We start from the raw sequence: 23,674 nt of genomic DNA, 5'->3' as shown, positions 1-23,674 counted from the left end.
GAAACAATGAAACATTTATCCGCACTGTTCTTGTTTTCTTCAGTAATGGGCTTAACGGCTTGCGGAAATTTAAGTAAAGTGACGGTTCAAGGTACGGCGGAAGAAGTCGTTTGGCCTAAGATTGAGGATTCCAGTTTTAATCACAGTGGTAGTCAATTCGGTTCTTGGCCTAACTGGCAAAACTTACGTATGGTTGAAGCCGGTATGAATAAAGATCAGATTTATAATTTACTCGGTCGCCCTCACTTTTCCGAAGGATTGTGGGGAGTGCGTGAATGGGATTATGTGTTTAACTATCGGGAAGATGGTGAACATAAAGTATGTCAATATAAAATCTTATTTGATAAACAAATGAACGCACAAACTTTCCTGTGGAATCCGAGCGGTTGTAATAGTAAGTTTGCGGTTACTTTAAGTAGTGAGTATTTATTTGAATTTGATAAAGCCACACTAACAAAACAAGGTAAACATTCCGTTGATCTGTTAGCAGAACAACTCAATGAAAAAGGAACCGAAATCAAAGAAATCAAAGTGAGTGGTTTTACCGATCGACTAGGTTCAACAGCGTATAACCTGAATTTATCCCAAAAACGGGCAGAACAAGTAAAAAAACGTTTGGAAACAAATGGTATTACTGTACCAATTTTTGCTAAAGGATACGGGGAAGCACATCAGGTGAAGGCTTGTAATGGTTCCGGACAAGCTCTTAAAGACTGTTTGGCGCCCAACCGTCGCGTAGAAATCGTTGTTTCAGGTCTGGTAAATTCAGATATAACGAAAGGCCTGGAGCCAGAAAGCCAAGGTCCTGCATTATTATATCAGGAATAGATCGCGAAATAATCAAACATTACGGTTAAAATAAACAGTAGTTATTGATCAATTTTTCCAAATTTAAATTAAAAAAGCCAACAATTTTTGTTGGCTTTTTTTACACTATATTGAAAAATAATGTGACCGTTTTTATCCTATACCTCACTAAAATCTACCTTGGCAAACCCATACTATCTCAAATGTACATTAAATCCGGATTTTTGTTTAAAAATCAAACTACCGTAATTTAGTCTCTCGGGGTTATAGTAGATTAGCCCTAAATATCACACCATTTTCTTAATACTTTCAACCGCTCTTTTGGTGTCCCAAAAGTTAAACCGAAATTCACATTCTTTTAAGAACAATGGAAAATTTTTTCGGCTTATTCCATTATATTTTCTCAGTACCCTCTTCGCCTGATTCCAAAAATTCTCAATGCCATTAATATGGCTTTGTTTCACTGCAAATAACTCAGAATGATTAATCCTTTCGGGATGAAATTCACTCACATCAAGAGCATCATAACTGCAATAAGTATCTGTATAAACCCAACTACCCAGCTTGATTTTCCTTGTCATAACAGGCATTAGCGTTTCTGACTTTATATTCTCTACCACCACAATAAACACTTCTCCTTTCCGCTTCAACAAACCAAAGACCGCTACTTTTCCTGCCGCACCACGACCACCTTTTCCTTTGCGATGACCGCCAAAATAACTTTCATCTACTTCAATGTTACCCTCAAAAACTTCGTGAGCTTCAAGAGCTAGTGGTACTCAATGACAAACCTAATTTTGTGGTAAAACAAGGCTGCTGTATTAGGTTGATCAGCAGTCGTTCTTGCGATTACTTCAGCAACAAAAATTTCAAGGCGCTTTTTCTGTATAGATTTCTTTAATTTACAATGGGTTATCTTAATTTGGTAGTATGTATAGCATATATGCTAATCTACTACCGCCCCAAGTCTTATACCCAACATAAGATTAATAATAATAATTATTATTAATTTAAAATAAGGTTATAATGGAGAGACGGAACTTCATTAGACCAATTACTATACGATATAAAAGGAGTTAACTAAGGTGAGGCTATCTTATCTTCATTGTTTTGTTGTCTGTGGTCTTTCCTCCCTGGCAATTAATTCATTCGCCGATGAAAAACCATTTAAAGAAAAAAACCAATTAGAAGAAATCGTCGTTTATGCAAACCAAACGCAGGAACTCTCTTCTTCACAAACCATTTCTAAAGAAAAAATAAAAACAATACCGAATTCTAACGGCAATATCACTGATTATCTAAAAACCAATCCTCACATACGTTTTGAGCAAAGCGACCAAAACGGAACGCAACGTGGCGAAATTAAACCTGACAATATTTCCATTAATGGTGCTGATGCCAATCAAACCGCTTTTTTTGTAGATAATGTAAATGTTAACAATGACTTAATGGTGGATAGTGAAGTATTTGATGGCGCAATGCAAGTTGTTCCAGGGCTTGGACATACTCAAGCTTATTTCTTTGATGCTAATATGCTCTCTTCTATCGTCGTGCATGACAGTAATATTTCTGCCAGCCTTGGTGGATTTACTGGGGGAGCTGTTGTAGCCAAAACTCGTCAATATAATGGTAAAAATGGAGTTCAACTTAATTATCGTACCACGGGATCTTCATGGGCTAAATTGCACGCTGATGCGAGCTTACAAGATAAATTCAAAAATCTCTTACCTGATGCAACGCTGCAAGCCACTTATCAACCTAAATATAAAAAACACTTCTTTAATGTGCTTGCGGAGCAAGCATTAACGGATAATCTTGGTGTTGTCATTGGATTTAGTCGCCGTGGCTCAACTATCCAACAAAGTCAGTTAGTATCAAAAGAAGGCAAACGTGATAATCAATTCTATCGCTTTCGATCGGATAATGGTTTAGTTAATTTCAACTGGACACCAAACACCGATAATCGTATTGAATTAGGTTTACGTTATTCTAATTATAGTGAAAGCAAATTCTATCCAAATACGTTAAACAATAATGTGAAAGACTATCATCAAGCCTCTGGTACGACGCTTGCTTGGATTCACGCATTCAATTCAGGCATACTCACCACGACATTAGCTTATGATCAAATGATAGATAAACGTGATTCTGAGTCAGCCGATGTAGAAACACTGATTATTCCTGAGCTTGATGATGCTATTGAAATTGGCGGTTATGGTGATAGCCAATTAAGACAGCGTAATGCCTCTGCTGCGATGGAATATGCCTTAAATACCTTTGATTGGGGCAATGTTAATCACAATATTTCCATCGGGGCGAATTACCAATTTACCCAGTATAAATTTAATCGCGATCAAGATGTTACTGGTAAAATCATTTTTTTTGATCCTGAATTACCGCCCGATTTAATTCCCGATAGCCCTAGAGAATTGCGAGCTAAAAAGGGAAAAGCCCATACGCAATATCAAAATCTTGCGCTTTATGCAGAAGATTTAATGAAATGGCGTTATTTTGAATTCCGTACGGGAGTGCGCGCTGAACGTGATGACTATTTAAAAAATACGAATATTGCACCGCGCTTGGTTGCCAAATGGAAACCCTTTGAAGATACAGGATTAAGCCTAGGTTACAACCGTTATTATGGACGTTCATTCGCCTCCTTAAAACTCACAGATAAAATTCTCAAATTAAACGAAAATGAAACTCGCCGTTATAGTAAACTCCAATCATTGAAAACCCCTTATGCGAATGAATTAAGTCTAGGGTTCGAGCAAAATTGGGGGAATTTTGCCTTTAATTTAAAATATATTTATCGCCAAAACCGCCAACGCATTCTATTAGATCGTTACGAAGATAATGAAGGTAAGAAAGTCGCCGAATATAAAAATGGTAACCCCTATAATGTGAATGTATATACTTTTCAGGTTAATAGTATTGAGCCTTGGAAATTAGGCAAAACCTATTGGAATACGGGATTAGCTTTTGACTGGCTAGAGACAAAACTTCGTGATGTTCAAGGTGTGAATGGCAAGGAATTAGTCATTTTAGACGGCAAAATGATGACGCGTGAAGAAATGCGCCGTAAAGTGAATGCTAACAGCGAAGATTGGACTATCCGTTACAACCTTGATATGGCGATCCCTGAATATGGTCTTACTTGGTCAAATTATATTTGGGTGAAAGCACCAGTTAAAGGCTATAAAGAAATAGATGAACAACTGGAAAAGCCGATCTATCGCACATTCAATTATGGCACTCATACGCAATGGGATATGCGTTTACGCTGGCAACCAACTATTGCCAAACAGCACAAACCTTATATCCAAGTGGATGTGTTAAATGTCTTAAATAAAACAAGAAAAATAATGAAACAAAACGGCTCAGAAAACTTTGGCGAATACACGCCAGGGCGAGAATTTTGGTTGGAAATGGGCTATGAATTTTGATTCACTGAGAAAGGCGTACAAAACGCCTTTTATTTCTGTTATCTATTAAAATTATGAAAAAACTTACCGCACTTTTATGTTTATTTCTGACTTTAGTGAGCTGCACACAAACGACCTTGAAAAGTCAGAATGCTTTACCTTTTCATCCTGATATTTTACAGGGTAAATTAGAGAATGGTTTAGGTTACTACATATTGGAAAATGAGGAACCGAAAGATCGCGTTTATCTCCGTCTTGTCGTTAATGCAGGTTCTATGAATGAAGATGAGGATCAAAAAGGCGTAGCTCATCTCGTTGAGCATATGGCATTTAACGGTTCACAAAAATACCCTCGCAATCAAATCATCAATGCGTTGGAAAAATTGGGTATGACATTTGCCCGTGATATTAATGCGTTTACCGATTTTGAAAATACCGTTTATACCCTCAATCTTTCCAATAACGATGAACAAAAACTCTCTCTTGCATTGGAAGTGATTGAGCAATGGATGAACCATTTAACTATTTTGCCACAAGACTTAGATGCAGAAAGAGGCGTTGTGCTAGAAGAATGGCGTGCTCGCCTAAGCCCTATGCTGCGTCTTGGCGATAAAAAAAGTGCGGTTGAAATGGCAAATTCTCGCTATATCCAGCGTGATCCGATTGGGGACGTCAATATTATTAAACAGGTCTCACCACAACGAGTAAAAGATTTTTATCGTAAATGGTATCGCCCAGATAATATGTCCCTAATTATCGTGGGCGATATTGATAAAAATAAAATTCAATCATTAATTAAACAAAAATTAGCGCATACTAAATCCCCTGCTACGCCGTTAGAAAAAATTGATTTTCATATTCCATTAGTCAATCATTTTCGTTTTGCAACCGTTGCGGAAAAAGAGACTGATTATCGCAGTATTGATTTCAGCTTATTTGAACCATTCCACGAAACCAATACGGAAGCCGATTACAAACAAGAGTTAATCCGTGCCGTTATGGGCGGTTTACTCAATTCCCGATTGCAACAATGGGAAAAACAATATCCAGCCTTGATTGATTCCGCAGCCTTTTATGATTCCCTGTTAGGGCGAGAAACCCAACAACATTTATTTACTTTACAACTCAACAGTACCGACTATCAACAAGGGATAAAATTATTATTTCAATTTATGGCGGAAATTAAGCAATATGGTTTTAGCCAAGGGGAATTTGAACAAGAAATTAAACGGTTACAGCGGCTAAACCAACGTAAATCGGAATCAAAAGAAGGAAGTTTAGCGATTGCTACTCAATTACTCAGCACAAGTGTGATGAAAAACCCTGTGTTTTTAAGTAAATCACAAGAATATCAACTGAAATCTCGTTTGTTAAAAATGATTACGCAACAAGAGGTGGAGCAAGAATTTGCTCGTATTAGCGTATTATCATCAAAATTAATGCTGCTCACGTTGCCAAGCCCACAACACAAATTGCTACTAAATCAGGGTGAAGTGGAAACCCTTTGGCAAACTAGTTTTGACCAGCCTCAACAACGATGGCAAAATCAGATAACTAAACAAACATTGCCTTTATTGAATTTAATTCCAGGTAGGATTATACAAGAAGTGCAGAAAGATCTGGGGAATATTTATGAATTTCAACTTGGTAATGGCAGTAAATTAATTTATGTGTACAGCGACAAGACGCCAAAACAAGTGTATTTCAAAGCGATGACTACAGGCGGTGTACGTTCCATTCCCACACAGGATTTTCATCTATTGCGTTCTGCGGCTAAAGTGGTGGATGAAAGTGGCATAGGAGAAATATCCCGACAAGATTTCCTTCATTTGTTCCGCAACACGCCACTGGGTTTATCAACGGTTTTAGATGATTATTACCAAGGCTTTGTTGGCACGAGTAAAACGGCAGATTTTGAAAAGGTATTAAAATTATTCCGCTTAAAATTACAATCTGCCCCTGTAGATGATCATATTTTAGCTAAATATAAAAAAGACGGTTTGGAATATTTGCATAAACAAGATAAGGAAACTGAATTTGCACGCAAGGTCGCAAAACTACGCCACCCTAATGTTGAAACCGTTTATAGCCAAACCGAGCAAAATCTGACCGCACTTTCTGCCCCCAAATTAAGCCAAATTTATCAGCATTATTTGAGCGAGAAAACCGATTTCACTTACTTTATCGTGGGGGATATTGAATTGTCTGAGGTACGAAAATTAGCTAAACAATATTTAGCCAATATGGAAGTAAAAAAACAATCGCGTCCAAGTTATGCTGTAAAAGTAGCTGTACCCAAAAAGCAGCTAGTCATTACAGGTTTTTCAGAGCCACGAGCGGAAGCAGAAATTTATTTTGTGGCGAATAACTTATGGCGGGCGGAAAATACTTATCTATTTGATATCTTAGCGGATATTTTGCAAGAAAAACTACGTCTATTACTGCGTGAACAAGAATCCAGTATTTATTCAGTCAATGTTTCTATTTTTCAAGAACCACAGCTTCCGCAAGCGGAAGGAAGAATCACGTTCAGTGCGGCACCTGATAAGGTTAATCACTTACTACAGCTTACCCAACAAGTGATGGATGAACTCGCCCAAAAAGGCGTTGAGCCTGAATTATTAGCCAAAAAACTCGCAGAAAAACAAATTCAAATTAAACAACACTTTGATCGTTTAGTCTTTGTATTAACCCAAGTGGAACAAAGTTATTTACTCACTCAAAGTCCCGATTTGATCTATTTGTACCAACAATTAGAACAGGACGTTAGCTTAGAAAAAATCAATGTGATGGCAAAAAAACTCCTCAATCGCCAAACCAGATTTGAAGCCGTACTGACTAAATAGAACTACAATATAATTATTAACATCATTTATTAATTATAAAAATAACATAACTTATTTTAATGAGATTTTTATAAAACAATGAATTGACAATAATATACACATAAGTGAAAAGCTAGGATTTTATATCTTAGCCTATTGATATTCACTGCAAATAAACCCAAAAGCTACTATCAATATTTCCAAAGTATTTAATGTCATCTCTAAGAAGCCATCATAAACAGAATGAAATGTTCCCAATTTTAATTATCCCAAAATAAAACTACTATTTAATATGATTGCATTAACTTTCAATCAAAATAAACTAACAAATATCTTCGGCGATTAAATAGACACAACAAAAAATTACAATCTGGTGATAAAAATTTACTATTCAATTGATTAGGATTTATATTTTTTTATTGATTGAAATATATAACCAAACCAGAAGTGCTACGATTAAGGTGGACAGTAAAGCAATGATAAAAAAAATAGATGAAATTGATAGATTAATTAGAAGTAAATAACCACCTAATAACGGGCCTATTACCGAACCGATACGCCCAATACCTAAACTCCACCCTACCCCTGTAGTACGCAAATTAACAGGATAAAAATTAGCGGCCATTGCATTAATAGCTGGTTGTCCACCAACCACAGCAAACCCAGCAATAAAAGTTAATAAGAACAGTATTCCTTGTTGCGACGACAATTGACTAATCCCAACAATACTAATAATTGCAATCACAAAACAAGGAACCATTACGTAGAAAAAATCTTGTTTATCGATCATTCTCCCCATAATGAAAGTACCTAATGCCCCTCCTATTTGTAAAGTTGCACCAAGTAAAACGGCTTGTTGTAGATCATAACCAGAAACTTTAGCTAAAGTCGGCAACCAGTTTGAAAGAAAATAAAACCCAATCATATTGCATAAACTAACACACCAAATACTGATAGTAAAAAATCTATGTTGTTTAGTAAATAATTGAGTTATAGGAATATGCTTTTGCTTTAACGAAGAATATTTAATATCAATCAGCGCCTTGATATTATTTTCTTCAAAAGAAATATGTGGAAAAAAATAGTTTAAAGATTGTTTGATTTTTTTCAAATGATTGACCAGAAATCTGTAAATATTGAGGAGATTCGGGAAGCTTAAAAATCATAATAACACTAATAAGTAAAGGAATAATTCCACCAAAATAAAATACTGACTGCCACCCCAAATAAGGAATCACTAAATAAGCAAATAGCCCTCCTAAAACAGCACCTAACGTAAATCCACAAGATATCCACATCATAATAGAAACCTTGCGCTGTTTTGGCGTAATTTCACCACACAAAGCCATTGCATTCGGCATAATAGCACCTAAACCGAAACCTGCTAAAAACCGCATTAATATTAAATATCGAATATCTTGTATTAAAGGCGTTAGTAGCATAAATACCGAAAATGCAAAAGTAGATATAATTAAAATTGGACGACGTCCAAAACGATCGGAAAATACACTGAGAACTAATGAACCCAACATTAACCCTAAAAGCCCAGCACTAAACACAGGCCCTAATACCACCTTATCTATACCCCACTGTTCTAAAATTGAAGGAGCAGCATAACTCATAGCCTGTACATCAAAACCATCAAAAACCATAAGAAAACCACAAAGAATAATAATACTAATTTGTTTTTTACCGAGCGGATGGGTATCAATAATTTCGTTAATAGTCATGATTTAGCCTCTCGAGGTTGATAAGAATAATATTTTAATATAGGCATGAAAACAGAAAGCATTTCTACACTATCTGTATGAATATGCCTCATATTAAATTGAAATTAGGCGGAAAGGTGATGATAAATAATTTCAATTTTCCGCCCCAAATTAGAAATATCAGCTAATGTTACTGAATTCATCAGCATGGAGGAATTGTGTATGTGTAGGAGCCCGACGGGTTCTTACCCATTCATTAATCATATCCTGTTTCATACTTTCCGAAATCAGGGCAATTTTATCGGCAGCCTTGGGATCATCATAAGTCAATTCAATACGATGTCCATTTGGATCGAAACAATAAATAGAGTGGAAAATACCGTGGTTTGTAATACCGATAACATCCACACCATTTTTCTCCAAATGTTCTTTAGCATTAATCAACGCCTGACGATCAGCAACCTTAAGGGCTAAATGCTGTACCCATGCGGGAGTATTACGATCAAACCCCATTTCAGGTTTAGTCGGTAATTCAAAAAATGCCAACACATTCCCCTCTCCTGCATCTAAAAAAATATGCATATAAGGATCAGGTTCATGAGTTGAAGGAACATGATTTTCAGCAAAAGCTAAAATAAAGTCCATATTCAACATTTTTTTTGTACCAATCGACAGTTTCCTTAACATCTTTACAGCGGTAAGCTACATGGTGTATTTTTTCGATATTAAAGGTCATGATGTTCTCCTTTCTGTTGAGTTTAGAGAGATTATTCGGCGTCCGGCTGTCTTTCGGGTGCCGCGTTTTGAAAAACATCAAGTCTCATGCAGTGTTCATACACAGCCTGAATCTTGGGATAAAGATCTAAGTTGACGTTGAAACGTAATGCGTTAAAAACCTGAGGTATTAAGAAACAATCCGCCATCGTTGGATTGGAACCAAAACAAAAATCCTGCCTCCCTTCCAATTTTGTTTCTATATGCGAAAAATTAAGGTTAACCCAATGCCTATACCAACTATTTTTTACTTCGTCATTAATTTGAAATTGTTGTTGCAAATACTGTAGAACCCGCAAGTTATTTAGAGGATGAAGTTCGCATGCTATATCCAAACTAAATGCTCGTATTCTAGCTTTTTGGTAAGAATCTTTTGGTAAAAGAGATGGAGACGGATAGTTCTCTTCTAAATATTCAATTATGGCAACAGATTGCGTTAGGATGTTTTCCCCATCGACTAACATTGGTACTAGTTCGGACGGGTTCAGTTTGCGATAAGTTTCTTGATGCTGCAGCCCACCATTATTTATTAAATGTACCGGAACATATTCATAAGAAATACCTTTAATATTTAGAGCAATACGTACTCGATATGATGCCGAACTACGAAAATAGCTATAAAGTTTCATTATTCGTTTTCCTTAAATTTTGTATTAATGCTCTTCCTGAATTAATAAAGGGTGGTTCGCTGGTAGAACTTTGCTTCGAACTTCCCCAAAACCAACCCGAATATGCCCCTTTTGGGCATACCCACGCATAATAATGGTATCGCCATCCTCAATGAACGTTCGTTTATTCCCACTTTCTAACATAATTGGTTCAGACCCATTCCAAGTAAGCTCCAGCAAACTACCCCGATTATTTTTAGTTGGTCCTGAAATCGTACCAGAGCCCATTAAATCTCCAATTCTTAAGTTACAACCACTTACTGTATGATGTGTTAACTGCTGCGCCATAGTCCAATACATATATTTAAAATTAGTATCAGAAATGATGGTTTCTTTCCCTTCTACTTCTAAAATAACCTGAAGAGAAATATCATAATTGTTATCTTGTTTTTCTCGTAAATATTTCAATGGTTTCGGCTCCTGATTGGGAGCTGGACAACGGAAAGGTTCTAATGCTTCCATTGTAACTACCCAGACCGAAATAGATGTGCCAAAGGTTTTCGCGTTGAAAGGACTAAGCGGTATATATTCCCACTGCTGAATCTCACGTGCTGACCAATCATTTAATAGGACCATTCCAAAAATATGCTCTGCTGCATTTTCAATTGAAACAGGTTGTCCAAGTTGAGAAGAATAGCCAATAATAAAACCGGTTTCCAACTCAAAATCTAAACGACGGCAAGCGCTAAAGATTGGTCGTGACCGCTCAGGGAGTTTTATTTGACCACAAGGACGATGGATATTGGTACCACTGATAACAATGGATCCCGCACGACCATTATAGCCAACGGGGAGTTCGCTCCAGTTTGGCATTAGAGCATTTTCTTCTCCTCGAAACATACACCCAACATTGTAAGCATGCTCTTTAGAAGAGTAAAAATCAGTATAGTCTGGAATATCAAGCGGGAAATGCATTAACACATCAGCACGGTGAATTAATGACTGACGACGCAACATCAAATTATCACGTAGTAAAGAACATTCATTAGATAAAAGCTGTTGTAAGCGATTACGTAACGCTTGCCACTTAGGGCGACCTAACGCAATAAGTGGGTTTAAAGTAGGTTGTTGTGCAATATCGGTTGTTATAGGAATTAAATTAACTTGCGATAACACACTTAGGTCAACCACAAAATCACCAATAGCCACACGAGGCGTTTTGCCAGCATACCATAAGGTAAGTTATAGATTTAAAAATCACTATTTGGATCAATGTTTAAAAAACTTTTTAAGTGCTTCATTACAATCTCCTTAATATTTATTGACCTAATTTACTAGACTTTCTATGAGGACTATTCTCATGTTACATTACACTTTTGACTAAGTATTCTTTGTTTATATTGTGAAAGTTGAAATACTTTTTATGTAATGTAGAATGATCATATTCATAACACAAATGGCTTTTTTTAATAGATTCATAAGAAAAGATGATAAATATTAGTTTGAAACAATTACATGCCTTTATTGCAGTAGCACATCACGGTAGTTTTACAGAAGCAGCTACTCACCTTTTTTTAACGCAATCTGCAGTAAGTGGATTGATAAAAGAATTGGAAACTACTTTAGCTATGCGATTGTTTGACCGAACAACCCGACAGTTGCAATTAACGTTAGTTGGTGAACAACTTTTACCAATAGCCAAACGTACATTAAATGAAATTTTTTAAGGAAGAGGCAAATAGTTTATTGAATTTTCAACAAGGCAAGGTACGTTTAGCTGTTTCACAGCAACTCGCCGCATCAGTCATTCCCTATCTCATGACAGCGTTTCAACATGAATATCCTTATATTTATACTAGCCTTACGGATACTCCTGTCGAGCAAGTATTAAAACATGTACAAAATTTAGATGTTGATCTTGGTATTGGCCCCGAACGTAGTGGGCTTATTGATGTAGAAAGTGAAGAATTATTTACACTAGGTTTTCATGTCGTTTTTCCACCCTCTCATCGGTTTGCACAGTATCCGAATATTTGTTGGCAAGATTTAGAAGAAGAAACATTAATTGTCTTAAGCGGAGAATTCTCTGTAATACTAGGAGCAACATTACCATCTAAGATTGCTAATCGTATCTTAAATGCACAGTACCAAGTTAATTTTATGTCCACTGCATTGAGTATGGTAAATAGTGGATTAGGCATAACGCTATGTATGCCATATGTACGACGTTGGGTAAAACAAAATAATTTGTTGATGCAGCCAATTAAAGAGCCAGTTGTTATGCGTCAATTTAATCTTTATCGCCGGGCTAAACGTCCATTATCTCCTGCTGCCGATGCTTTTTGTAATTTTCTGAAACGCGATGGTATTATCCAAACTTTTTTTTAGCATAAATCACTCAGATTAAGCATATCTTATAAGTAACTACATAAAAAACAGCTTCGCTAAATCTTTTTCACCTTATGTTTATAAAAATATCAAAATATAAAAAGTGTGGTTGTTTTATTAACAATTTATCTTTCTATATAAATCAACCTTCTGCTTTCCTCATAATGGTTACTAAAATTACTTTTACCCAGTATAACCTTCGAAACTACTGTCAACCTAAGGAATAAAATAATAGTACCTAACAGAATGAAATAATAAAAAATAGAGCCGAATTATTTTGAATCCCCAAATGTCGACGGCTTAATAAGTCATTATTTCAACTATAAAGCTGAATAAATTTTCTTTGTACAGATCATTTTATTAATAATAGGTTATCTTCATTTTGATGCTTATTGCATCCTCTCAAATCTACAATTTTATATATTTTACCTTACCAACCCGATTCCTATATTTTTAACCATACTTTAACAGTACTAGAGCAATAGATAAAATTGATAATAATTATTTTTTACATTTGTATTATATTGTTATATTATTTCTGTGCATTTATCAAAAAGGAGAAAATTAGATGCGTTTAATTATTTCAATTTGCCTGATTTTAGGTTCAGTATTTAGCTTACCAAGCTATGCCAAATTTAAAGTTATTACTACTTTTACCGTTATTCAAGATATTGCACAAAATGTTGCGGGAGACACGGCTGTAGTAGAATCCATCACTAAACCTGGGGCGGAAATTCACGATTATGAACCAACGCCAAAAGATATTGTAAAAGCCCAATCAGCAGATTTAATTCTGTGGAATGGGCTAAATCTTGAACGTTGGTTTGAGCGTTTTTTCCAAAATTTACATAAGGATACTCCCTCTGTTGTGGTAACTGAAGGTATCCAACCTATGTCTATTTTTGAGGGGCCTTATCAAGGATTGCCTAATCCACATGCTTGGATGTCGCCGAGCAATGCTTTGATCTATGTTGAAAACATCAAACAAGCATTGATTAAATATGATCCACAAAATGCCGATATTTATCGTCAGAATGCCGAAGCCTATATCAACAAGATCAAGGCGTTAGATCAGCCTTTGCGTGCGAAATTATCTCAAATTCCCGAAAATCAACGTTGGTTAGCAACCAGTGAAGGTGCATTTAGTTATTTAGCTAAAGATTACGGCTTTAAAGAAGTGTATTTATGGCCAATTAATGCTGAACAGCAAGGTTCACCACAGCAAGTTCGCAATATGATTAATTTAGTGCGTGAACACCAAATTCCAGTGGTATTTAGCGAAAGCACAATTTCGCCGAAACCTGCGCAACAAGTGGCTAAAGAAAGTGGTGCAAAATATGGTGGCGTACTTTATGTAGATTCACTTTCTACAGCAAAAGGCCCTGTTCCAACCTATATTGATTTATTAAATACAACTGTTTCAACTATTGCAAAAGGATTTGAAAAATAATGAACATAACGCCTCAAACTTCTATTCAGGTTGAAAATATTAGTGTTCGTTATAACAACGGACATACTGCAATTTATGATGTTTCTTTTCATTTACAAGGCGGCACGACTTGTGCTTTAGTCGGCGTAAATGGTAGTGGAAAATCTACGTTGTTTAAAAGTTTGATGGGGTTAGTTAAACCCCAGCAAGGCCATATTCAACTTTGTGGACAACCAATTAAAAATGCACTTAAGCAGAATTTAATTGCCTATGTGCCACAAACCGAAGAAGTTGATTGGCAATTTCCTGTCTCTGTTTATGATGTTGTGATGATGGGGCGTTATGGCTATATGAATTTTTTAAGGCGACCAAAAGAGGAAGATAAACGGCAAGTTCAGCAAGCAATGCATCGAGTTTCAATAGAACATCTTGCTGAACGACAAATTGGCGAGCTATCAGGTGGTCAAAAAAAGCGTGTTTTTTTGGCACGCGCATTAGCACAACAGAGTAAAATCATTTTATTAGATGAGCCTTTTACAGGCGTAGATGTTCAAACTGAAAATGCGATTATGGATTTACTCTCTGAATTGCGGAGTGAAGGACATTTAATTTTGGTTTCAACCCATAATTTAGGTTCTATTCCTGATTATTGTGATCAAGTTGTGATGATTAATCGCACCGTTCTTGCTGTAGGTGAAACAAAAACCACCTTTACTCAACAAAATTTAGAGTTAGCTTTTGGTGGTGTATTACGCCATATCAAATTGCAAGGTAGTGATTTACATAATGATGAAGATACCCGTGCGGTTACTGTTATCACTGATGATGAATTACCTGCGGTATTCTACGGCCAAACTAAAAATGATCCGCCTGCGCCAACGATTAAACCTTGTAGTCATGAAAGTGAAAATACTGAACAACAGGATAAAAGTTTATGATGGAATTATTACTTGAACCGTTCAGTTATGATTATATGCTGAAGGCATTATTACTTAGTGCTGCTGTCGGCGGAATTTGTGCGTTTCTATCTTCTTACCTTATGCTAAAAGGCTGGTCGTTAATTGGCGATGCACTGTCGCATTCCGTTGTCCCTGGGGTGGCTATCGCTTACTCGTTTTCCTTGCCTTATGCGCTAGGTGCATTTTTCTCTGGAATTTTAGCCGCACTTTCTATACTGTGGATAAAATCCATTTCTAAATTACGCGAAGATGCAATCATTGGCTTTATTTTTACTACTTTTTTTGCTCTCGGATTGCTGATTATTTCCCTAAATCCAACAGCAATTAATGTACAAGAAATAATCTTAGGTAACATTTTGGGTATCGCCGATGAAGACATTATTCAAATGGGCATCGTGATTACCGTTTGTTTGTTATTTATGCTGATTTTTTGGAAAGATCTATTATTAGTTTTTTTTGATGAAACCCACGCCGTTTCTGTAGGATTACAACCTGTTTACTATAAAGTGCTATTTTTCACATTATTGAGTGCTTGCGTGGTTGCGGCATTACAAACCGTTGGTGCGATTTTGGTTATTGCTATGGTCATCACGCCAGGAGCAACCGCCTATTTATTAACGGATCGTTTTAAAATCTTAGCATTGATTGCCGTTTCGCTCGGCATCACAACCAGTGTATTAGGTGTTTATCTTAGTTATTATCTAGACGGTGCAACAGGTGGAATAATCGTCTGTTTTCAGACCACACTTTTCTTAATGGCTTTCTTCTTTTCACCTAAATACGGGGTTATTACGCAAAAATTATCCAGAAAAAAGGAGCAAACGAATGAATAATTTACTGAATTGGTTTGCTGAGCCTTTGCAATATCCATTTATGCAAAATGCACTCGCCACCGCACTGATCGTCGCAGTTATCTGTGCCATTTTATCTTGCTATCTCGTGCTAAAAGGCTGGGCGTTAATGGGTGATGCGATTTCTCATGCTGTTCTTCCTGGTATCGTTGTTGCTTTCCTATTAGGTCTTCCTTTAACCATTGGCGCATTTGGTGCAGGATTAATTTGTTCGCTAAGTGTTGGTTATTTAAAAGAAAACAGTCGAATCAAAGAAGATACGGCGATGGGGATTGTTTTCTCTGGAATGTTTGCGCTGGGTATTGTAATGTTTACCAAGATTGAAACTGATCAGCATCTTTCTCATATTCTATTTGGTAATTTACTTGGCGTCAGCCTAGCCGAAGTTATGCAAACCTTATTCATTTCTACGATTGTCTTTGCGATTGTGATATTAAAAAGACGGGACTTCTTACTCTATTGCTTTGATCCAAGCCATACCCGTGTTGTCGGACTTTCCCCAAAAATTCTACATTACGGATTATTGATTTTGCTAGCGATGACGATCATTAGTGCAATGCAGGTTGTTGGGGTTATTTTGGTTGTTGCTATGTTGATCTCTCCAGGCATAACAGCTTATATTCTAAGTAAACGTTTTGATAAAATGCTACTCATTGCAATAGCAGTATCCGTTACTACCAGTATTCTAGGAACAATTATTAGCTATCATATTGATGCCTCAACGGGTCCTTGTATAATTTTATTACAAGCAGGTATTTTTATGTTAGCCTTGATATACACACAATTTAGACAAACAGCTAAATAATATAAAGTTATTGTATAAGACAAATGTAAGGACGCCACAAGGGCGTCCTATATGAAATTCCAATAATATTAATGTAAGGATCTCAGATGCCAGAGAGTCTCTTGCTCATTTTCCTCTTATATAAAATATCACGGTATATAGAATGCCGTGAAAAATAACTGCACTTTTAACGATCTTTACTATAAATCACTAAGACATAACCAAGATCTAGTTCAACCTCTATTTCTCCATTAACAAATTCATTACTGCCGTAACAAGATTTAACGAAATAATTGCTGGAATTAAGCGGATATTTCGCATTGCGAATAGTTAAATTTCCCCCTTGCATAGGAACAAAACCAATATATTTCATTGTAGAAATAGGGGAAAGAAGATGCTTTCCTTGCGGACGGACAAAGAGGCGATTTTGTGGATCAATGAGTTCAATCTGCGACATAAAAGGGGCAATTTCAGGATCGGTAACTAAAAACAGATTACTTATTTGATGATCTAATCGCCCGCCTAAAGCGCCAAAAATTTGTACTTTAGCTTGGGGAAAACGTTGGAAAATCGCTTTGATTGCTAGTTCTAAATCAGTGTCATTTTTTTCCGCAGGGGCTTGAATCAGTTTTTCGGCTTGTTGCAAAACCTGTTGAAATTCCACCATACTTACAGAATCAAAATCCCCCACAGCTAAATTGAGTGGTAAATCCTGTTGTAATAAAAACATCGCCCCCCTATCTACCCCAACAAAATAATCAAATTGAGCAGAAAGTGCGGTACAAAATGGAGAAGGATTTCCTCCTGCGATAACAACAACATTCATTTTATTCTTTTACCCTCAATACATTCCTTGTTGTTAAACAGTAAGATAACTGTGCAGCTGTCGACTTTTCACATATATCTTCTGATTAAGCACATAAGCTAATCGTCTCTTAATACATAGAAAAGAAAAAAAGGGCACTTATGTGCACATTATTTCAGTTTAAAACTTACTTTTCTAAAACAACTTTTCCGATATAGCCTAAGTTACGATGGCGTTGGGCGTAATCAATGCCATAGCCCACTACAAATTCATCCGGAATTTCAAAGCCAACCCATTCCACTGGTACACTTACCTCGCGGCGGGAAGGTTTATCAAGCAAGGTACAAATAGCCAAACTTGCCGGCTCACGCAATTTTAAAATTTCTCGTACTTTTTCTAAGGTATATCCGGTATCAATAATATCTTCCACGATAAGAACGTGTTCGCCTCGAATATCACCGTCTAAATCTTTTGTAATTTTCACATCGTGATTGGTCGTCATCCCCGTGCCATAGCTGGTGGTTGTCATAAATTCAATTTCTACAGGAAGTTTTAATTCACGCACTAAATCCGCCATAAACATAAACGATCCACGCAATAAACCTACTACGATGAGTTTATCCACTTGTTTTGTTTGGTAAAATTCCGTAATTTCCTTCCCTAATGCAACAATGCGGGATTTCACTTCTGTTTCAGAAATAAGTACATCAACGTGATGTTTTTTCATTTGGTTTCCTTTTAGGTTATGAGAACAATCATCCGCGCCATTCTACAAAAAAAAGGCTGAAGTTTAAACCTTCAGCCTTTTTAACCCTAACGAATTTACTTTCTACTCTACCTGTTTGGAGCAACCTGCAATCGCTACTGAACAGATGTGGCTATAGTAGCAGAATCCAACGCCTTGTCAATAAGAATTATTCTCAATTAGACTAATTCCCTGAAATTTTCATTTTATCCAACAAAATCGAGCCGGTTTGAATGTTGGAACGATGTTCCACATCATCGGCAACCGCAACCATATTTTTCAACATCGTTGGAAGTTGTCCTGCAATGGTAATTTCCGCCACCGGATACTGAATTTCACCATTTTCAACCCAAAATCCCGATGCGCCACGTGAATAATCACCGGTCACAATATTCACACCTTGCCCCATCACCTCGGTAACCAACAATCCGGTTCCCATTTCACGCAAAAGTGCGGTCAATCCGCCGCTTAAATTTGGCTGCACCAACCAGTTATGAATTCCGCCGGCGTGACCGGTACTTTGCATTCCCATTTTTTTGCCGCTGTAATGGGTGAATAAATAAGTTTGCAATACACCATTTTGTACAATTTCTAAATTTTTTGTACGCACGCCTTCGCTATCGAAAGGGGTTGAAGCCAAACGGCGTAATAAATGGGGACGTTCGCTAATATTGAACCATTCCGGTAAAACCTGTTTGCCTAAATGATCGAGCAAGAAACTTGATTTACGGTATAAACTCCCCCCGCTAATTGCCGCCGCAAAATGGGAAATAATGCCCGTTGCCACATCGTTTAAGAAAATCACCGGCACTTCTCGGGTTGTCAATTTTTGGGGATTCAATCGTGCGACCACTTTCTCTGCGCAATGCTCTCCCACCCATTTTGCCGATGATAATTTATCAAACTCACGTGAAACCGTGTATTCATAGTCATTTTCCAAAGCATTCTCTACCCCGCCAATGACGGAACAAGACAAGGAATAACGGCTTGATAAATAGCTTTGTAACATTCCGTGGCTATTGCCATATACCCGCACACCGGTATGAGAATTAAAACCTGCACCATTGCTGTTCACAATCCGATGATCAAAATCTAACGCCGCTTTTTCTGCTTCTAAGGCAAACTCGGTCGCCTTTTCAACATCAATTTCTGCCTCGTGATAAAGCTCAAGATCCGGCGCATCAAATGCCATCAATTCTTTTTCAGCTAAGCCTGCGCAATCATCCGGTGAGGTATATTTAGCAATCGCCAACGCTGCCTCCACCGCATTTTTAATTGCCTCTTCACTTAAATCCGAAGTGGACGCATTGCCCTTTTGCTGACCTAAATAAACAGAAATCCCTAATGCCCCATCATTGGTAAATTCGACATTTTCAATTTCCTGCAAACGTGTTGAAACAGATAATCCACTCACTTTCGTCACGCCCACTTCTGCCATTGCACCTGCTTTTTTCGCCGTATCAATGGCAAAACTGACCGCTTGGCGTAATTCCTGTTCTTGGGCTTTCAAAAGTGCGGTCTGATTTTCGGCTGTTTTCATTTCTTTTCCTCATCTCAAAATTTGCCGCATTTTATCTTATTTTGTCGGTTATTGATAAGGCATTTTATTCCCACAAAAGGGCAAAAATGAATATCAACAGATCCTAAACTTTATGCTAGAATGCGCGCCAAATTTTCATAAAGGGTACAAAATGGCAAAACGCAAGAAAAAAGAAGCCTTCGATTGGGAAGATGAAGATCAGGAAGAAATTATTTGGGTAAGTAAAAGCGAAATCAAACGGGATGCGGAAGAACTAAAACAGCTTGGCGAAAAACTCGTGAACTTAACCAAAATCAATCTGACTAAAATCCCGCTTGATGAAGCCTTTCTTGATGCCATTGAACTGGCGCAACGTTTGCAAAAAGAAGCACGCCGCCGACAATTACAATATATCGGTAAACTTTTACGGGGCATTGATGTTGAGCCAATTCGTGAAGCCTTGGCTAAAATCGAAAATAAACACAATCAACAACAGGCAATGTTGCATAAAATTGAATATAAACGGGATGAGCTTGTTGAAAAAGGCGATGTGGCACTGACTTCATTATTAGATGAATATCCCAATGCCGACCGCCAACAATTACGTCATTTAATTCGTGCGGCTCAAAAGGAAAAAGCCCAAAATAAACCTTCAAAGGCTTATCGTGAAATTTATCAAATGTTGAAAGCGTTAATGTTGTTGGAAGAATAAAATACCACGATTTTTGACCGCACTTTGCCTTGCACATTTCTGATATAAATCAATAGGAAAACTTATTTATGAACCTTCGTTGGAATATTGTTTTAGGTGTGATTGCCCTTGCTTTATTGGGTTGGTTTTACACCTTAAATCAAGATAACGCCGATTTGGAAAATCTGGTTAAAAAACCGGATTCACCGGAATATGTCGGCAACAAAATGGCCACCACCATTTTTTCACCGGAAGGAAAAAAACAATATCTTGCCACCGCCGAAAAAGTGGAATATTACACACAAGACGGACATACGGATTTTATCTCGCCGTTGGTCTATCTTTTTGATACACCGCTCGATTCGGATAAAGAAAAAACCAATTCGGATAAAATTCAACTGGATAAACAAAATTGGAAATTAAGTGCGCAGAAAGCCAAATTAATGAAAAATGAAATGCTTTATTTGGAAGGCAACGTGGTGGCAGAAAGTTTAGATCCGCTTTCAAAATTACAACGTGTTGAAACCGAATCGGCAAACATCAACTTAAAAACGCAGGATATCGCCTCCGATACACAAGTAAAAATTAATGGACTTAATTTTAATTCAACAGGGTTAAAATTAGTCGGCAATTTACGCCAACAAGCGGCAACCTTAAAAGAACAGGTAAAAACATATTATGAAATCAGTAAACCGTAAAATTCTACTCATCACCACCTTGGCGATGACGTCTCTTTCCGCCTTGGCGTTGAAAGACGATACCAACCAACCCATTAACATTGTTTCCGATAATCAATCTTTGGATATGGAAAACAGTGTGGTCACGTTCACCGATAATGTGGTGATTACACAGGGTTCCATTTTAATTAAAGCGAACAAAGTGGTGATCACCCGCCCACCGGAAAATTCCGGTAAAAAAGAAACGGTAGAAGCCTTTGGTTCTCCGGTCACCTTTCATCAATTATTAGATGACGGAAAACCGGTAGATGGCAAAGCCAATAAAGTCCATTATGATTTAGGGGCGGAATTTTTAACCCTTACCGGCAATGCGGAGTTAAAACAGCTTGATAGCAAAATCAATGGCGAACGCATTACTTACGATGTGAAAAAACAACAATTAAAAGCCAATGGCGGCAAATCACGCGTGCAAACCGTGTTGATTCCAACCCAATTACAACAAAAAGGTAAAAAATAACCGATGTCCATATTACACGCTGAATTTCTGGCAAAAAGCTACAAAAGCCGCAAAGTGGTTTCCGATGTGAGTCTTACGGTTAATTCTAACGAAATTGTCGGCTTATTAGGCCCCAATGGCGCAGGTAAAACCACGACTTTCTATATGGTCGTGGGCTTGGTTCGTCAAGATCAAGGTAAGATCATTATTGACGGTGAAGACATCAGCCTGTTACCAATGCACAGCCGTGCGCAACGGGGAATCGGTTATCTTCCTCAAGAAGCCTCCATCTTCCGCCGTTTAACCGTGTACGAAAATTTAATGGCGGTGTTAGAAATCCGCAAAGATTTAACCCCCGAACAACGCCGGGAAAGAGCGGACGAACTTATCGAAGAATTTAATATTGAACATATTCGTGACAGTCTGGGGCAATCCCTTTCCGGGGGAGAACGCCGCCGTGTGGAAATTGCCCGCGCTCTTGCCGCTAATCCAAAATTTATTTTATTGGATGAACCTTTCGCCGGCGTTGACCCTATTTCGGTAACGGATATTAAAAAGATCATTACCGATTTGCGCAACCGTGGTTTGGGTGTACTTATTACCGACCATAATGTGCGCGAAACCTTGGATGTGTGCGAACGTGCCTATATTGTGGGCGAAGGCAAAATCATTGCCACCGGCACACCGGAACAAGTAATGAATGATGAACACGTAAAACGTGTGTATCTTGGTGAACAATTTAAGTTATAGAGATGAAATTTGCAGAACTACTACGCCCTGAAGATATTCGTCAGGGCGTAACCTTTTCCAGTAAAAAACGGTTATTTGAATCCATTTCCAGCTTTATTATGGAGCAATTACACTGTGATAAAGCGGAGCAAGCCTGTTTTGAATGTTTATTTAATCGGGAAAAACTAGGCAATTCAGGCTTAGGCAACGGCGTGGCAATGCCAAAAGCAAAACTCCCCCCCGGCGCAATCACGAAAGCCTTGGGGGTATTTATGCAACTGGATACGCCCATTGATTATGATGCTCAAGACGGCAAACCGGTGGATTTGGTTTTTGCCGTGCTTATACCGGATAACCAATGCTCTGTCTATATTCCCGTTCTTTCCGAACTCACTGAAAAATTAACGGATAAAAACTTTATCAAACAACTTCGTTCGGCAAAAAGTGCGGATGAAATTTGGCAAGTTTTTGAAATTGCCGATCAAGTGGAAGACGCAATGCCTTCAACCAAAGACAACGCATAATATTATGAGGTTTTATGGAAATCATCATTATCAGCGGTCGCTCCGGCGCCGGAAAATCTGTTGCCTTGAGTGCATTGGAAGATATGGGGTACTATTGCGTTGATAATCTTCCGCTCGATTTATTACCTCAATTAGCGGAAATCTTAGCCAAAACCCAAACCACCGTGGCAATTAGTCTTGATATCCGTAATTTGCCGGAATCAACAAGTGAGCTTGAACGCATTCTCACCAATATCCAACAACACTATTCCACTAAAATTATTTTCTTGGAAGCGGATCGTAGCACGCTTATTCGCCGTTATAGCGATTCACGCCGCCTACATCCGCTTTCGGCGAAAGATTTGTCCCTTGAAACCGCCATTGATGCAGAATATCAACAACTTGAGCCACTGATTCAATATGCCAATTTCATTATTGATACCACCACACTTTCTACCCACGCCCTTGCGGAACGTTTGCGTGAGTTCTTACACGGTAATGCGGATAAAGCGTTAAAAATTATCGTAGAATCTTTTGGCTTTAAATACGGCATTCCCCTTGATGCGGATTATGTTTTTGATGTGCGTTTTCTGCCCAATCCCCATTGGAATCCGGAACTTCGCCCAATGACAGGTTTAGATGAACCGGTTGCACACTTTTTAAATAGCCACAATGAAGTGAATAATTTTATTTACCTCACACGTAACTATATCGAAACTTGGTTACCAATGTTGGAACAAAATAACCGTAGCTATTTAACCATTGCCATTGGCTGCACCGGCGGAAAACACCGCTCTGTTTATATTGCCCAGCAGCTCGGTGAATATCTCCAAGCCAAAGGGAAAAATGTGAAAATTCAACACAAATCCCTTGAGAGAAGCAAAAACAAGTAAAAAGTGCGGTCATATTTAACCGCACTTTTCCCTATGATCAATAATATATCTACTCAA

23 protein-coding genes and 1 pseudogene are annotated in these 23,674 nt (G+C 37.6%); 15 read left to right on the top strand and 9 right to left on the bottom strand.

Going from position 1 to position 23,674, the window contains the following annotated elements:
* The first annotated feature begins 6 nt into the window (after window positions 1-6).
* Window positions 7-828 (top strand): OmpA family protein, encoded by an 822-nt coding sequence (locus BKL49_RS06500; protein WP_077423814.1) that lies wholly within the window; start codon window positions 7-9, stop codon window positions 826-828.
* 259 nt (window positions 829-1,087) lie between these two features.
* On the opposite strand, the pseudogene BKL49_RS06495 reads toward BKL49_RS06500, so the two are convergent.
* Window positions 1,088-1,729: pseudogene (locus BKL49_RS06495) on the bottom strand (IS1595 family transposase).
* Window positions 1,730-1,892: 163 nt separating this feature from the next.
* Here BKL49_RS06495 and BKL49_RS06490 point away from each other — a divergent pair.
* Together BKL49_RS06490 and BKL49_RS06485 are read left to right on the top strand one after the other, a co-directional pair.
* Complete coding sequence (locus tag BKL49_RS06490; RefSeq protein WP_077423798.1) at window positions 1,893-4,253, top strand: TonB-dependent receptor plug domain-containing protein; 2,361 nt, start codon at window positions 1,893-1,895, stop codon at window positions 4,251-4,253.
* Window positions 4,254-4,306: 53 nt separating this feature from the next.
* Window positions 4,307-7,078 carry a M16 family metallopeptidase gene (locus tag BKL49_RS06485; protein ID WP_077423797.1) on the top strand — a complete coding sequence of 924 codons (2,772 nt, stop codon included), beginning with the start codon at window positions 4,307-4,309 and terminating at the stop codon, window positions 7,076-7,078.
* 385 nt (window positions 7,079-7,463) lie between these two features.
* Here BKL49_RS06485 and BKL49_RS12815 read toward each other — a convergent pair whose 3' ends face one another.
* The 5 genes from BKL49_RS12815 to fahA all read right to left on the bottom strand — a co-directional run bounded on the left by BKL49_RS12815 (window position 7,464) and on the right by fahA (window position 11,357).
* Window positions 7,464-8,168, bottom strand: coding sequence for an MFS transporter (locus tag BKL49_RS12815; protein ID WP_208607812.1), 705 nt, complete (start codon window positions 8,166-8,168; stop codon window positions 7,464-7,466).
* A complete protein-coding gene (locus BKL49_RS12495; RefSeq protein WP_208607811.1) occupies window positions 8,116-8,787 on the bottom strand; it encodes an MFS transporter in 672 nt (223 codons plus the stop codon). The genes BKL49_RS12815 and BKL49_RS12495 overlap by 53 nt, the downstream gene beginning before the upstream one ends.
* Window positions 8,788-8,946: 159 nt before the next feature.
* Window positions 8,947-9,420 (bottom strand): VOC family protein, encoded by a 474-nt coding sequence (locus BKL49_RS06475; protein ID WP_244151966.1) that lies wholly within the window; start codon window positions 9,418-9,420, stop codon window positions 8,947-8,949.
* A 113-nt stretch (window positions 9,421-9,533) separates the two neighbouring features.
* Window positions 9,534-10,169, bottom strand: a complete 636-nt coding sequence (maiA, locus tag BKL49_RS06470) for a maleylacetoacetate isomerase (RefSeq protein ID WP_077423796.1) — start codon at window positions 10,167-10,169, stop codon at window positions 9,534-9,536.
* Between the two features lie 24 nt (window positions 10,170-10,193).
* Window positions 10,194-11,357 carry a fumarylacetoacetase gene (fahA, locus tag BKL49_RS06465; protein WP_208607810.1) on the bottom strand — a complete coding sequence of 388 codons (1,164 nt, stop codon included), beginning with the start codon at window positions 11,355-11,357 and terminating at the stop codon, window positions 10,194-10,196.
* A gap of 278 nt (window positions 11,358-11,635) precedes the next feature.
* Between fahA and BKL49_RS12490 the strand changes: the two genes are divergently transcribed.
* The 6 genes from BKL49_RS12490 to BKL49_RS06440 all read left to right on the top strand — a co-directional run bounded on the left by BKL49_RS12490 (window position 11,636) and on the right by BKL49_RS06440 (window position 16,580).
* The gene (locus BKL49_RS12490; RefSeq protein WP_208607809.1) at window positions 11,636-11,875 is read left to right on the top strand and encodes a LysR family transcriptional regulator; all 240 of its coding nucleotides are present in this window, start codon (window positions 11,636-11,638) and stop codon (window positions 11,873-11,875) included.
* Entirely contained in the window at window positions 11,862-12,536 is a 675-nt protein-coding gene (locus tag BKL49_RS06460; RefSeq protein WP_208607808.1) for a LysR substrate-binding domain-containing protein, read from the top strand. Before BKL49_RS12490 ends, BKL49_RS06460 begins: the two co-directional genes overlap by 14 nt.
* A 568-nt stretch (window positions 12,537-13,104) precedes the next feature.
* Complete coding sequence (locus tag BKL49_RS06455) at window positions 13,105-13,986, top strand: metal ABC transporter substrate-binding protein (protein ID WP_077423795.1); 882 nt, start codon at window positions 13,105-13,107, stop codon at window positions 13,984-13,986.
* Window positions 13,986-14,903: an ATP-binding cassette domain-containing protein gene (locus tag BKL49_RS06450; protein ID WP_077423794.1), complete on the top strand. Its 918-nt coding sequence runs from the start codon at window positions 13,986-13,988 to the stop codon at window positions 14,901-14,903. The genes BKL49_RS06455 and BKL49_RS06450 overlap by 1 nt, the downstream gene beginning before the upstream one ends.
* Entirely contained in the window at window positions 14,900-15,757 is an 858-nt protein-coding gene (locus BKL49_RS06445) for a metal ABC transporter permease (protein ID WP_077423793.1), read from the top strand. The genes BKL49_RS06450 and BKL49_RS06445 overlap by 4 nt, the downstream gene beginning before the upstream one ends.
* Window positions 15,750-16,580 carry a metal ABC transporter permease gene (locus tag BKL49_RS06440; protein ID WP_077423792.1) on the top strand — a complete coding sequence of 277 codons (831 nt, stop codon included), beginning with the start codon at window positions 15,750-15,752 and terminating at the stop codon, window positions 16,578-16,580. The genes BKL49_RS06445 and BKL49_RS06440 overlap by 8 nt, the downstream gene beginning before the upstream one ends.
* A gap of 166 nt (window positions 16,581-16,746) precedes the next feature.
* Here BKL49_RS06440 and BKL49_RS06435 read toward each other — a convergent pair whose 3' ends face one another.
* The 3 genes from BKL49_RS06435 to pmbA form a co-directional block, all read right to left on the bottom strand.
* Window positions 16,747-17,385: a thiamine diphosphokinase gene (locus BKL49_RS06435; protein ID WP_077423791.1), complete on the bottom strand. Its 639-nt coding sequence runs from the start codon at window positions 17,383-17,385 to the stop codon at window positions 16,747-16,749.
* A 166-nt stretch (window positions 17,386-17,551) separates the two neighbouring features.
* Window positions 17,552-18,091 carry a hypoxanthine phosphoribosyltransferase gene (gene hpt, locus BKL49_RS06430; RefSeq protein ID WP_077423790.1) on the bottom strand — a complete coding sequence of 180 codons (540 nt, stop codon included), beginning with the start codon at window positions 18,089-18,091 and terminating at the stop codon, window positions 17,552-17,554.
* A 202-nt stretch (window positions 18,092-18,293) separates the two neighbouring features.
* Window positions 18,294-19,649 (bottom strand): metalloprotease PmbA, encoded by a 1,356-nt coding sequence (gene pmbA / locus BKL49_RS06425; protein ID WP_077423789.1) that lies wholly within the window; start codon window positions 19,647-19,649, stop codon window positions 18,294-18,296.
* Between the two features lie 151 nt (window positions 19,650-19,800).
* Here pmbA and yjgA point away from each other — a divergent pair, with 151 nt between their 5' ends.
* From yjgA to rapZ, 6 genes are all read left to right on the top strand, one after another.
* Entirely contained in the window at window positions 19,801-20,340 is a 540-nt protein-coding gene (yjgA, locus tag BKL49_RS06420) for a ribosome biogenesis factor YjgA (protein WP_077423788.1), read from the top strand.
* A gap of 68 nt (window positions 20,341-20,408) precedes the next feature.
* Window positions 20,409-21,017, top strand: coding sequence for an LPS export ABC transporter periplasmic protein LptC (gene lptC, locus BKL49_RS06415; protein WP_077423787.1), 609 nt, complete (start codon window positions 20,409-20,411; stop codon window positions 21,015-21,017).
* Window positions 20,998-21,513, top strand: coding sequence for a lipopolysaccharide transport periplasmic protein LptA (lptA, locus tag BKL49_RS06410; protein WP_077423786.1), 516 nt, complete (start codon window positions 20,998-21,000; stop codon window positions 21,511-21,513). The genes lptC and lptA overlap by 20 nt, the downstream gene beginning before the upstream one ends.
* A gap of 3 nt (window positions 21,514-21,516) precedes the next feature.
* On the top strand, window positions 21,517-22,242 hold the full coding sequence (gene lptB, locus BKL49_RS06405; RefSeq protein ID WP_077423785.1) for an LPS export ABC transporter ATP-binding protein: 726 nt from the start codon (window positions 21,517-21,519) through the stop codon (window positions 22,240-22,242).
* A 2-nt stretch (window positions 22,243-22,244) separates the two neighbouring features.
* On the top strand, window positions 22,245-22,745 hold the full coding sequence (ptsN, locus tag BKL49_RS06400) for a PTS IIA-like nitrogen regulatory protein PtsN (protein WP_077423784.1): 501 nt from the start codon (window positions 22,245-22,247) through the stop codon (window positions 22,743-22,745).
* Window positions 22,746-22,759: 14 nt separating this feature from the next.
* Window positions 22,760-23,617, top strand: a complete 858-nt coding sequence (gene rapZ, locus BKL49_RS06395; protein ID WP_077423783.1) for an RNase adapter RapZ — start codon at window positions 22,760-22,762, stop codon at window positions 23,615-23,617.
* Window positions 23,618-23,674: the final 57 nt, after the last annotated feature.

This window comes from Rodentibacter myodis, from assembly GCF_001999305.1.
Lineage (GTDB): Bacteria > Pseudomonadota > Gammaproteobacteria > Enterobacterales > Pasteurellaceae > Rodentibacter > Rodentibacter myodis.
This window is presented reverse-complemented; position numbering and strand designations above follow the sequence as displayed.